Annotated in this window: 13 protein-coding genes; 4 read left to right on the top strand and 9 right to left on the bottom strand. The window is 37.7% G+C overall.

Features of this window, described 5'->3' with window-relative positions; genetic code table 11:
- The 5 genes from ACLTU0_RS07615 to ACLTU0_RS07595 form a co-directional block, all read right to left on the bottom strand.
- A partial coding sequence (locus ACLTU0_RS07615) for a hypothetical protein (protein ID WP_412321897.1) occupies positions 1-1923 on the bottom strand: 1923 nt, incomplete at its 3' end.
- A gap of 23 nt (positions 1924-1946) precedes the next feature.
- Positions 1947-3896 carry a clostripain-related cysteine peptidase gene (locus ACLTU0_RS07610; RefSeq protein WP_412276064.1) on the bottom strand — a complete coding sequence of 650 codons (1950 nt, stop codon included), beginning with the start codon at positions 3894-3896 and terminating at the stop codon, positions 1947-1949.
- A gap of 161 nt (positions 3897-4057) precedes the next feature.
- Positions 4058-4477, bottom strand: coding sequence for a hypothetical protein (locus ACLTU0_RS07605; protein WP_412276066.1), 420 nt, complete (start codon positions 4475-4477; stop codon positions 4058-4060).
- A gap of 41 nt (positions 4478-4518) precedes the next feature.
- Entirely contained in the window at positions 4519-4719 is a 201-nt protein-coding gene (locus ACLTU0_RS07600; protein ID WP_022228982.1) for a TM2 domain-containing protein, read from the bottom strand.
- 75 nt (positions 4720-4794) lie between these two features.
- On the bottom strand, positions 4795-5196 hold the full coding sequence (locus tag ACLTU0_RS07595; RefSeq protein ID WP_022228981.1) for a hypothetical protein: 402 nt from the start codon (positions 5194-5196) through the stop codon (positions 4795-4797).
- A 254-nt stretch (positions 5197-5450) separates the two neighbouring features.
- Between ACLTU0_RS07595 and ACLTU0_RS07590 the strand changes: the two genes are divergently transcribed.
- From ACLTU0_RS07590 to ACLTU0_RS07580, 3 genes are read left to right on the top strand one after another with little or no spacing between them, the layout of a single operon-like run.
- Positions 5451-6179, top strand: coding sequence for a LytR/AlgR family response regulator transcription factor (locus tag ACLTU0_RS07590; RefSeq protein WP_412321896.1), 729 nt, complete (start codon positions 5451-5453; stop codon positions 6177-6179).
- Positions 6180-6187: 8 nt separating this feature from the next.
- Positions 6188-7219 carry a hypothetical protein gene (locus tag ACLTU0_RS07585; RefSeq protein ID WP_412321894.1) on the top strand — a complete coding sequence of 344 codons (1032 nt, stop codon included), beginning with the start codon at positions 6188-6190 and terminating at the stop codon, positions 7217-7219.
- Positions 7212-8108, top strand: coding sequence for a sensor histidine kinase (locus ACLTU0_RS07580; RefSeq protein ID WP_412321892.1), 897 nt, complete (start codon positions 7212-7214; stop codon positions 8106-8108). The genes ACLTU0_RS07585 and ACLTU0_RS07580 overlap by 8 nt, the downstream gene beginning before the upstream one ends.
- 44 nt (positions 8109-8152) lie before the next feature.
- Here ACLTU0_RS07580 and ACLTU0_RS07575 read toward each other — a convergent pair whose 3' ends face one another.
- Genes ACLTU0_RS07575 through ACLTU0_RS07560 form a run of 4 tightly spaced genes read right to left on the bottom strand, consistent with a single transcriptional unit; the run spans position 8153 to position 11655 of the window.
- Positions 8153-9748 (bottom strand): DUF975 family protein, encoded by a 1596-nt coding sequence (locus ACLTU0_RS07575; RefSeq protein ID WP_412321890.1) that lies wholly within the window; start codon positions 9746-9748, stop codon positions 8153-8155.
- A gap of 48 nt (positions 9749-9796) precedes the next feature.
- The gene (locus ACLTU0_RS07570) at positions 9797-10009 is read right to left on the bottom strand and encodes a hypothetical protein (protein ID WP_412321888.1); all 213 of its coding nucleotides are present in this window, start codon (positions 10007-10009) and stop codon (positions 9797-9799) included.
- Positions 10010-10023: 14 nt separating this feature from the next.
- Positions 10024-10272, bottom strand: coding sequence for a hypothetical protein (locus tag ACLTU0_RS07565; RefSeq protein ID WP_412321886.1), 249 nt, complete (start codon positions 10270-10272; stop codon positions 10024-10026).
- 57 nt (positions 10273-10329) lie between these two features.
- Positions 10330-11655 (bottom strand): MATE family efflux transporter, encoded by a 1326-nt coding sequence (locus tag ACLTU0_RS07560; protein ID WP_412321884.1) that lies wholly within the window; start codon positions 11653-11655, stop codon positions 10330-10332.
- Positions 11656-11989: 334 nt separating this feature from the next.
- Here ACLTU0_RS07560 and ACLTU0_RS07555 point away from each other — a divergent pair, with 334 nt between their 5' ends.
- The gene (locus tag ACLTU0_RS07555; protein WP_412321882.1) at positions 11990-12166 is read left to right on the top strand and encodes a sporulation transcriptional regulator SpoIIID; all 177 of its coding nucleotides are present in this window, start codon (positions 11990-11992) and stop codon (positions 12164-12166) included.
- Positions 12167-12261: the final 95 nt, after the last annotated feature.

Below are 12261 nucleotides of genomic sequence, written 5' to 3'. Positions count from 1 at the left end.
GTCAATATTTATATCCGTATCAACAGACTGTTCACCCACATTTCCTGCCCAGTCCTCTGTTCTGAAATAAAGTTTTGTGTTTTTGATTTCGGAATTATCGGTTTTAATATGTAAGTAATAATCTTTTACAGGCAAATCGAATTTATTCCACGCAAGGTTATTTTCATTGTTAAGTACCGATTCTTTATACTCACTCGGTGTATCGGTGGAAGTCGTCACAGCATACTTAAACGGAATTTGCTTATCTTGGTCATAGCACCACGCAAAACTTGCCGTCAATCCGTCAAAATCAGATACCGTGCCTTTTCCGTCACTGAAATTCAGCGGTATGCAAAATTCACCGCTGTTTACATCACCGGTTATTTCACCGACATTTACAGTCGGTGCGATATTGTCAAAATAAATCTGCTGTTTCGGATTTTTCGATATTTTCTGCGTTGCCAACTCATTATTATACAAATCGACTACGTTTGCCGTGTTTATTTTTTCAATTCTTATAGGCTCGCTATTATCACAAGTCATATCGGCGGTTATCGTAATCGGTTTAAACGTAATCTTCGTTGCCGTCCGCTTGTTTACGCCGTCATACATATCTTCAAATTTTTCGGTTTCAAGCACTGCTTTACTTCCGTTTTGCGATATATTAAGTTCTGCAGTCATTGAACTTTTTTCGCTCGTTTTAATTTTTTCCGTTGTCATTGCAGAAAAAGTTAATGTATCGCCGACACCTGCAAACACACTGCTCTTGTCAATATCTTCAGGCCAATCGCTCGGCTGTGAATATGACGTTGAATCTGCCGCTATCATATTTCCCGCAATTTCAACGCTGTCAATTTCAGGTGCTTTTTTATCGACTAAAAGTGAGTAACTCGTCAAATCCTTTGTATGAATGTCAAGGCTGTTGCCGGCATAGTCCGTAATCGGAGATGTGGCGGTAAAGTATTCCGGAATTAATCCCGGTGCGTTGTCTATAACCTTAAATCGCGGTTCTTCGTTTCTCGCCAAATATTTGTCGGCATAAGCTATACCGTACATTTGACCGGTGTACTCTTTTTTGTCATACTCTATGCTCTTAATCTTCGTAATTTGATATTCCTTAACATTTTTAGGTGCGTGTACATAGAAAAATATTTCATTTCCGTTTATACCGCCGGAAGTCGCAGTAAGTTCCATATTTTGAACGCCGCTTTCAACGTTTGTCGCATAAAGCGTCAACGTAATCTTTCCGTTTTCAATACTTCTCAGCTTTTCACCCATATCAAGATACAGTACAGTGCCGTTCATTTTTGCCGATTTAACAGTTGGCTTTGTTATATCGGCAAAGAACACATATGGTTTTTTTACTTTTGCATCAAATACACCTTGCATTTTAAACTTATTGTTTAACGTATCACCGCTTTGAAGTTTAAACCAACCGCTGTCCTTTTTTCCCTCACCTCGAATCATAGTATTCTTAAAGGACATTTTTGCGTGATTACCTATCAAATTAGCGCCGAACCTCATCATAAGCTGACCTGTCGCTTCCAATTCGGGAAATACGGAATTGTTTGCAACGCTGTCTTTCAGCTTAAAACTCGTTGACCAAAATCCGTTATCGTGTCCTCTGAATGTCGAAACGTAAGCCATACCCATAGTTTCAACCGCCTCATTGATTGAACCCCAGTATTGATAATACGCATTATCCACATCACATCTCTTGAACAACATTCCCGCCGTCAATGTCAAATCGGTTGCCCACCAATCCGACATATCGCGTGTGTACTTATTCATAAGTTTTTTGTTGTTGTACGTTTGCTCATTCAATATAGGTACTTTTACTTGATTTGCGACACTCATAACATCGCTGTCAGCCTTTGCAATTTGTGCGGGCATAAGTGCCGCAACAAATACAATACACAGTAATGTGCTTATAAATTTTTTCATCTTCTTTCCCTCCATATAGTTTTTTAATTCATTTTAAGTTCTATCATTTCGGTTGTTATACTGTTGTTATATATATCGGTAAGCTCATAACAAATATTCGTGTCATACTCGCCGACATATTCATAACCTACAGTAATATCGCCGTTTACAACGATTTTATCACCATATGAATACACTCCGTCATATTCACCGTCATATGTATAGTAATCGCATAAAAATTCCAACGTATCGCCGTTTTTAAGTTGCTTAAAGCCTTTTTGCGGAACTGATATATTTTCTTCTTCGCTGTACGGTCTGTAACCTGCCAAATAACCGTCGGGGTGCTTTTCGTCCCAATAAATCATTATTTCAATCTGCTCGTTGCCGTTAAGCACCGCAGGGACATAGCCGTATGTGTATCCGTCCTTTACGTTCTCCGGCGTTTCGTATTCAAAGTAAAACGGAACAACCTGACCGTTTAATGCAACCCAATAATAATCGAAATCGACCATTAAATCACCGTCATCGTCAAATTCATACACATTGTCCGAACCCAAGTCAACGTAACCATCGCCGTCATCAACATACACCCATACATTAATTCCGTTTATTTTATCCCATTCCTCGTCCGAAAGCGACAATGCGAAATAATCACCCTTGTCCTTTACTTCCAACTTATCTGATACATTATAGGTATCGTAATTTGTATTGTCATACCAGGAATAATCACTGTAATCATTCTCGCTCGAATAATTCATCTGTCCTGTACCCATAATGCTCAAAAATCTATCGAAAAAGCTGTTGTAGCCGTTATAACCGAACTTATCTGTTTCTGTTTTTATTTCCGCGTAATAGTCGGGATAGTCATACGGGAAATACATTGCAAGTCCGTTTGAATTGTAAGACGAACTGCCGGAATACTTAACCGCACTTCTAAGCACCTTGCCCAATTCCGTATCACTCTTGCCGCATTCTTCAAGATATGATTTTATATCAATCTGTTCATACTCACCGTCACCGAATGATTTTGCATTGTATCTTGCCTGCGATATTACGGAATATCTGCTGTCCAAAACTCCTTCTTCCTGCTGCATTGTTTCGCATAGCTTTGAATATGTATAAGGAATTTCTCTCAAATCTACGATTGAAAGCGTATTTGAATCAAAAAAACTCGAATCAGGACCGTTTATATAGTCCTCCACAATCTTCTTACCTATTTCGACAGTCGGCATTGACATATTGTCAGACAAATTTTTAAGCCATTCACTGTAATACCAACCCGTTCCCGGCTCATATTCCTCCGACGCAACAAGATAATCCGCATACGGTTCAAGCATATATGCCGTTTCAATCGTACCCATAAGGCACGCGTCAAAGCCTACAATATCAAACTTAATTCCGCTGTCTGACAGAGCATTTCCTATCTGTGACAGCGACAGCATATCATCAGGATACATTTCGTCATATCCGAAACCAAGTGCCGTACCGCCGCCGTGATTCCAAAGCACAAGTTCATATCTGTCGGCAGGATAATTTGAGGCAGACCATTTTATAAAATCAGTCAGCGTATTAGGGGACGTCATTTGTGCTTCACCCAAGTTCGCCACGTTCTGCAATTCACCGTTTTTAATTATATGACGTTCCGTTTTTCCGTCACTTATGCTTGCATTTTCCCACGCGGCCGCTCCGCCTGTCTGTAATGTAATATTAATATTATCCGCATTTGCCGCCGTCATTTCGGCAATATCTTCACTCGCCGCTCCGCCGTCACTTTCAAGGTCAGAACCTACCATATACACCATAAGTGTAACTTTATCCTCTCCGTTGCCCTTTATGTGAGTATAATAATCACGCATATTCGGAATATCGTAATTAACCGTTTCATACTCCTCCGATGGCATAATCAAAACCATACAAAACAACACAAATATCAAGCCTATAAATATTAATAATGCAATTCCTATTTTAAATAAACACCCTTTTTTCTTTGCCATAATCTCTCTCTTTCAAAAAAACATCCCCAATTACTCCAAAAGCGACAGCTAATGCTGCCGCTTTTCAATTTTTGCAGTACAGATAAAATGTACTTATATTTTATCTGGAGTCCAATAAAATATCGGATTTTTTAGGGGACTGTTTTAAATTTCTAAATCAATTATTCTGCGTCAACACCTGCAACGGCAGCCAAACCATCAGCTATTTTTGACATAGAATCTACCAACTGTAGTGCCTCGTCTTCATCTGTGAAATCAGTCTGTTCAATATCGCCAATTTCTTCGATTACGTCGGCAGCTTGATTTAGAAGATCAACTGTTTCTGCATCTGCCTCGATTGTACCGTCATTTACAGCGTCTGCAACTGTTGTATGCAGTTCAACAAGGTTTGAATAGATGTCTTGAAGCTGTGCGAATGTTTCATCATCGATAACAGTATCAGATGATGTTGTATCGTCAGAAGTTGTTGTTACGTTTGATGTTGTTGTGTCTGATGATGTATCTGCATCACTTCCGCAACCTGCTAAAGCTGTTACTGACATAGCGGCAATCATTGCCATAATCAAAATTTTCTTTTTCATAATATATATTTGTCCTTTCATTTAAAAAAAATTATTTTTTATTATTCTGCATACTCTGAGCCGTCTTTCGGCTTAAGTTTACCTGTTGCTATCATAATTAAGTCGATAAGCCACCAAATTCCGAATCCCCCACAGGTGATTAATTTTAAAATACCTGTACCTATGTAGCCAAGATAAAATCTGTCGATTCCAAGTTCCCCCAAAAAGATAGAGAGAATTAATGCCACTACCTTTGATTTCATTTCATTTCCTCCTTTTAACATACTTCTTAATTAATATACATCGATTAAGAAATTTATTCCTCTTTTTTATATTTTTTAAGCCAAGCCCCTTTTTTCCAAAAGAACTTTAAGCTTTTCCCCTACTTCTCTGGTTGCTCTGTTTAGGTCAATATTTTCTTCATTGACTATATCATACATTCCGTTTGTAAAAGCGTCACCGATTATCTCTTTCGCCAAACCGCCTGCACCGCTGTATATTTTTGAAATTGTAATCGTTTTTGAAGTTATGGCAATTTGGATTTTATATTTATCCACAGCAGGAAATTGAATACATCTCATTAATCCCGAACCCGTAATCTCAGGTTTACCGACAGAATATGTTTCGTCTTTCATAATCTCATAAAGTTCATCATATGTAATCTTATCATTTAGCTTAACTTTATCATACCCCTTAAAGACATCTTTTGCTCCGGACTTAAATGAATCAAAAAATCCCATCTCATATCTCCTTATCTTCTGCTGTATCTCATTGCTTTCTGATGAAATTATAATATACCGAAAATCAAAATTCAATAGATTTTGCATCAAACGCATTCTGCACGTTTTAAAAGCAAATTTCCGCACCGAAACTCAAGTTTATTAACTGAAACTCAATTTTATATGTTGAATTATTATTTTTACAATGATATAATATAGTCAGAGTATATCGGCAAAATGTTGACAGCTCTTAAATCCATAAGGCGGTGAACACGATGAATATTGCAGTTGTTGATGACTTAGCCGTCGGCAGAGAAACGCTTGTAAATTACCTTAACGAATATTTCTCCGAAAGAAATATGAACGTTACAATATCCGACTTTTCCGATGCCGAAAGTTTTGTCACGCAATTTGAAAACAACAAATATAATATAATTTTCTTTGACATATATATGCCGGGTATGAGCGGAATTGAAGCTGCAAGCACTGTACGCAAAACAGACAGTTCGGTTGAAATCATCTTCCTTTCCACAAGCAATAACTTCGCTTGTGAAAGTTACAGTGTAAATGCTTTTTGTTATCTTGTAAAACCGATAACAAAAGATGCAGTTGAGTCACTTATGCAGAGATATTTTGAAAAATACGAAGAACCTTCAAAAGCATTATCGGTTCTGTACAAAACAAAACCCGAAATAAAACTTGAAATAGCATATGATTCGATAATGTACATAGATGTTACAAACAGAAAAGTCCGACTTCATTTGAAGGACAAGACGATTGAAATTCAAAACACATTTTCACAATGTGCGTCAATTTTAACAGAAGACAGCCGTTTTTCAAACTGCTGTAAAGGATTTATCGTAAATTTTGATTACGTCAACACTGTTTCGGGCAATGATTTTTTAATGCAAAACGGAGATTATGTTCCGATTAAAAAACGTGAAAATCAACAGGTAAAGAAACAGTATTTAACTTATGAATTAAAAGATATTATAAGAGAATAAAGGGCACTATGATTACTATGGAAAATAAACAACGCGTTAAGACTATTGCGGTAATTTTTATTATCGCAATAGTTCTTATCTCTTTGATTACAGAATTTTTATATATTTTCAATAACAAATATACATACAACAAGCTCCAGCCCGAAAAAGGCGTGTTGACGCTTTCGCAAGAGGAAATTGACAGCAATTCGTTTCACTTTCTTATAAAGGATTGGGAATTTTACGAAGACGCACTTCTCACTCCGACATATTTTAAAAATCAAACTTCACTTCCGAATATGAAATATGTTTCAATCGGTGATACTGAGTCAGCGTACACAAGCCAAACAAAAAATAATACCTTTATCGGAACATACAGAATGAAAATAAACTTCCCCGAAAAAGAGGGTTTTTATGCACTTGAAATGCCGCAGGTTTACTCGGCATATGAGTTATACATCAATGACAAATTGTATTTAAAGGTCGGCGATACACATAATTACAAAGCACAAATACAAAACCGCTGCACATTTTTCGCTGCCTCCGGCGAAACATATATAACAATCGCCGTCAAGGACGCATCCGGCATTAAAGCGGGAATTACGTCACCGCCGACACTCGGCAAGCCGTATTCAATCAATATCACCAGAGCATTTAAGTTTTTGATAAACAACTTTATCATGACATTGATATTCTTCGGTGCGCTGTTCTCGCTTATTCTCGCAATTAGCGGCAAGAGCAATTATTCGTATATGTTCTTCTTTATGTGCCTTATATATGCCGTTTACCTAAATCACCCGCTGATCAATTTGTGTTTTTCCATGGGCGGTAATTTTTCATATGTATTTGAGTATTTTTGCACGCACTTTGTGTATTTGATGGTTATAATGCTCCAAAACAGGCTCTGCAATTTAAATAAAAACGTAAGCAGTATTTCCGAAATATGCGGTTCGGTATTCTGTGCAATCGCATTTGTATATCGCATTTGTATACGGTATATTTACACCTTATTTAAGTGCACCGTTATGTACTTTCCTTTCAACCCTATGCAATGTGTTTGAGTGGTTAGCCGCAATTTATCTTGTCGCAATAGGCACTTATGCGGTCTTTAATGATATAAAATACGGCAGAATTTTTCTGTTCGGCAATGTTTGCTTTGCTGTATCGTTATTACTTTACATTATTCAACCGCTTTATGATTCGATTTACACCGACCAGTCGTTTGAAATAGGTATACTTACGATTTTGGGCTGTCTGTACTTTGTATACTGGGCAAGTATTATAGATAATTACAGACGAAATATTGTTCTCGATGACGAACGACGACTTATGGAACGTCAGATAAATCTTTACAAGGAAAACTATGTCCACATAACCGAACAAATCGAAGAAACACGAAAGCTCCGCCACGATATGCGTCAGCATTTCAGAGTAATAAGCGACTTTGCAAATAATCGTCAATTTGATAAAATCGCAGAATACCTCGAAGAATATTCAAGCGAAACAAATGACACAGTACCGCTGTTCTTCTGCGAAAATCTTACGCTTAACGCACTGCTCCACTTCTATGTTTCTTCATCGGCTAAAAATTCAATAGACTTTAAAACTTCGGTATCAGTTCCGAACGGACTGCCTATGAGTGATATTGATTTTAGTATTTTGGTCGGTAATCTTGTCGAAAACGCTATGGAGGCTTGTTCTAAGGCACCGCTTAAAAACAGGCGAATTGTGCTGAACTGTACCGCTGATAAAAACAAATTGATTTTAGATTTAAAAAATACGTTTGACGGCAATGTTAAGAAGATTGGTTCTAAATTCCTGTCGTTTAAAAAGGGTATGCACGGCTTGGGACTTGAATCAGTTAACGCCGTTGTTGACAAGTATCACGGTGTTATGAATGTTTCAAATTCAGCCGATATGTTCATCGTCTCGCTTGTTATATTCTTCTAAACAAAAAGCCCGCAAACGAAACGTCAACAGCTTCAAAAATCAAATCAACAAAAATCCGACGTAATCAATACGTCGGATTTTTTAATTTCTATTCTCGCCACATCATTATCCGTTATACCCTCGCCGATATTCGGCACAAATGCCGAATACGCCATATCCGCGACAAACAGGACTACAAGTACGACACATATAATCTTCTTAATTTTCATAGGAATTTTGCAAAACAGATGGTCAAGTGACGGTGCTACAAGGTACACCGCCGCACAACCGCCGAGTGCAAACACAGCCAATCCCTCAAGGCAAATTCTGCCTTGAAAATTCATAAAATATCCGCTGTAATCCCACCAACGCATACCCTGAACTTTTTCAAGTATAAGCGATGTAAAATACTCTATTACACCGCACAGCACCATTGACAAAAGGAATGTCAGCCACGGTTTGTTTCTGAATTTTTTTAAAACAATCAGCACGACCGTACCGCCTACGCCGTAAATCGGCAGCCACGGTCCGTGTGAAGTACCTCTGTTGATAAATTCACCTCTTGTAAACAGGAACAATAACACTTCCCACAGCCAACCTATCATTGCAAATGTGAAAAATATCAGTATCAATGACGATAATCCGTAATCACGTTCATAATCTTCCTGAATCCACTTCTTGCCCTTAGGCACTGTTATGAAGTATTCATTAATAGGATATATTCCGCTTGTCACTTCACTTTCAAGCAATTTATCGCACAGCCTGTCCGCATTTTCAATATTTCTTTCCTTTGCTTTTTCACGCAACGTCATATAAAGTTCAACTGTCGTCATACGTTTATACGGTTCAAGGAAAAATACGCCCAAAATCTGAAGTGTAAGTATATTCAATATATCCCAACCGATAAATGACAAATCAATCAAAAATGCTCTCCACTTATACCCTTTCATCATATCTTCAGAAAGTTTTATAGCCTCTTTTGCACTCAATTCGGGATTTTCCGCAATAATCATCGGTACAAGTTTATATGAATAAATCTTAATAAATCCGCCGACTATCGTTAAGCACCATAAAAGTGAATACACACTTCTTACAAACATAACCCATGCAATATGCAGTGCCTTTTTTATAGACCACGGAAACAATATTCGTGAAATTCTCGTACCTGTGTAGACTCGAATTTCAAGCAAATACCGATACAGTCCGATAAGCAAAACCTTCGTAAAAAGAATGGCTATAAGCAAATAAATCAACGAGCCGATTGCAATAGTAACACCGGCACTCACTCGGTCGTTAAACACAATTTGATTTATCGAATTTAAAACACCGTAAACAAAGTTACCTGCACCCTCGGTATTCTTCGCAAACACCGACAGTACACCTCTTGTCCAATGCTGTGCTCTTTCACTTTCCTCACCGCTCTTGCCTAAAAAGTTATCGACAACTTCCGTATTCGACATATCGGAATTGTGATTTTCCGCAAAAAGCACCGTTCCGTTAAGTTGGTCAAAATAAGTGTCTTTTAATGTCCTCACTTCTTTAAGCGGATTTGTGAAACTGCCCATAACAACGGCCGCGATAAAGCACGTTATAACAATGCCGATATAATTCCGCTTAAAAGTTCCCCTTGCCTTTTTCTTTAAATCTCTTATCTTCCACATATTTATATACCCCGTTTTATATACTTCTGGCAGTATCCGCCACGCATTTTATGTGTAACAAATCAATATCGTTCGACAACGTACAATCCGCCCCCGGTATTGTACCTTTTTTCCGACCGTATTTATAAATTTTATTGTTTCCGACTTAATTTCATCAAGCGTACCGCTGTATAAAACGCCGTTTTTTCTGTTGTCAAAGCCACCGAACACGCAATTTGTGTTAAAGAAATCTCTACCCACATTTAAGTCCATATCTTCCACATAAACCGCCCAATTTACCGCCGCTGCTCTATAATTTTTCCATACTTCTGTTTTTGTCGCCGCTCCAACCGTAGCAATGAAGTATATTTACTGATACTGTTGGCACAATCAAGCACCTTTAAATCATACGGCTCTACAAATTTATGATATTCCTCCGAAGTAAATCTAAAAGTTTCCGCGTTTTGCACACAGTCATAAATACCGTCACAGCCTGCCTCCCGTATAAGGGCTTTCACAAGAGTTATTGCATCTTCAGCAATCACTTCACACGCATATTCAACCGCTAACTAATCTTATATATAATTATATCTCACAAAATATTATCTGTCAAACTTAAATAAATAAAAACAAATGCCGACCGCATCCGCGATAAACCAACCGATCGGAATTGACCACCAAATACCGACCACACCGATAACACGCGACAAAACATACGCAAGCACTACTCTTATTCCCAAAGAAATAACCGTAAGCACAACAGACATACTCGGTTTATTTATAGCTCTGTAATATCCGTAAAGCATAAACAAAATACCTATGCCGATATAGCAAGCACCCTCTATACGCAAATACTGTACGCCGATGTTTATAATCTCCGTGCTTTCGGCATTTACAAATATCATCATAAGCGGTTTTGCGAAAATAAACACAATCGCACTGATAAAAATACAGAACAGTACAACACTTTTGAGTGCTTTTTTAATTCCGTCTTTTATTCTGTCATACTTGCCCGCGCCGAAATTTTGTGCGATAAAAGTCGAAAACGCATTTCCGAAATCCTGTACAGGCATATATGCAATGGTGTCGATTTTCACAGAAACGGCAAACGCCGCCATAATTTGTGTACCGAAACTGTTTACAATCCCCTGCACCATAAGTATGCCGAAATTCATTACAGACTGTTGCAGACACGTCATTCCCGATAGTATTGCTATGTCGTATGCCGTACGTTTTACAAACTTTGTATCTTCATATTTTAATCGAAGTTCGGGATAACGAATGTACACATATATCATAAGTCCGATACCCGAAATATACTGCGATATTACAGTTGCAATCGCCGCACCGCGTATGCCTTGCTTTAATACCAAAACAAAGTACAAATCAAGACCGATATTAAGTATCACAGATACGCACAAAAACACAAGCGGAATTACGGAATTGCCTATTCCTCGCAGAAGATTAGAAAAATAGTTGTATAGGAATGTCGCGAAAATGCCTACAAATATCCACTTCAAATATTCGATCATTATACCTTGAATGTCATACGGCACTTGAAGTATTTTCATAATACGGCCGCAAAGGTAAAATGACGCAAACGTCAGTATGAGTGAAAATATTCCTATCATAACAAACGAAATAAACATTCCGTTTTTCAGTCGTTTTATATTTTTTTCGCCGAATGTTATTGAAAAAAATGCACTGCTTCCAAGACACAATCCCAAAATAACAGATGTTAAAAATGTCATCAGTGAATATGACGAACCGACCGCCGCCAAAGCATTGTCGCCTATGTATTTTCCTACTACCCATGTATCGACTAAGTTGTAAAACTGCTGCATTACGTTACCGAGCATAAGCGGTATCGCAAACACCCAAAGTTTTTTATTTATGTTTCCTACCGTCAAATCTTGTTTTGATTTCACAATTCAAAACTCCTTCTAAAATTGTAAAAGGCTGTACACAAATACAGCCTTTACACATTATGCGTTTTTGTCATATAAAAATTCAATTTCCTTGCCTTGTTTGCGTTGTTCCACGCAGTCGTCAACAACCGTTCACCCGATGAACCTCACGCACCGATAGCGTCCGATAAGCCTTGCATAACGTTATTTAAAGTTTTATTTCCTCCTGTATTTCTCCTTAATACTTTATAAACAGCCAATAATACTATTATAAGTAATGTTAAATATTTTGTCAAGAAAAATAAGATTGTTGGTGATGGTTTAATCTCATAAATTACACCGATTTTTCATATATATGCTATACAGAAAGGTCGGTGGGAGAATGAAAGATTATATCGAAAAACGGGCTGTCGAATTGGCACAGTATATTGTAGACAATAACGCCACAGTCCGCAAAACTGCCAAAATTTTTAATATCAGTAAATCTACCGTGCACACCGTAGTATCTATCCGTGTCGGTTATGTTGGGTGATGGATTATGAGGTAAATTGAATACAAAAACGAGGACCTGAAAATGAACCGACCCCCAAAAGTTAGACCAAAAATCTAACTATTGGGAGGTCGGTT

This window comes from Hominilimicola sp. (assembly GCF_046972485.1).
GTDB lineage: Bacteria > Bacillota > Clostridia > UBA1381 > UBA1381 > Hominilimicola > Hominilimicola fabiformis.
The sequence above is the reverse complement of the archived record's forward strand: the minus strand, read 5'-3'. Positions and strand labels throughout refer to the sequence as shown.

Coding starts and splice junctions, on each gene's coding strand:
- ACLTU0_RS07610 (WP_412276064.1), bottom strand. CDS start 3,896: ATGGCAAAGAAAAAAGGGTGTTTATTTAAAATAGGAATTGCATTATTA.
- ACLTU0_RS07605 (WP_412276066.1), bottom strand. CDS start 4,477: ATGAAAAAGAAAATTTTGATTATGGCAATGATTGCCGCTATGTCAGTA.
- ACLTU0_RS07600 (WP_022228982.1), bottom strand. CDS start 4,719: ATGAAATCAAAGGTAGTGGCATTAATTCTCTCTATCTTTTTGGGGGAA.
- ACLTU0_RS07595 (WP_022228981.1), bottom strand. CDS start 5,196: ATGGGATTTTTTGATTCATTTAAGTCCGGAGCAAAAGATGTCTTTAAG.
- ACLTU0_RS07590 (WP_412321896.1), top strand. CDS start 5,451: ATGAATATTGCAGTTGTTGATGACTTAGCCGTCGGCAGAGAAACGCTT.
- ACLTU0_RS07585 (WP_412321894.1), top strand. CDS start 6,188: ATGATTACTATGGAAAATAAACAACGCGTTAAGACTATTGCGGTAATT.
- ACLTU0_RS07575 (WP_412321890.1), bottom strand. CDS start 9,748: ATGTGGAAGATAAGAGATTTAAAGAAAAAGGCAAGGGGAACTTTTAAG.
- ACLTU0_RS07555 (WP_412321882.1), top strand. CDS start 11,990: ATGCTATACAGAAAGGTCGGTGGGAGAATGAAAGATTATATCGAAAAA.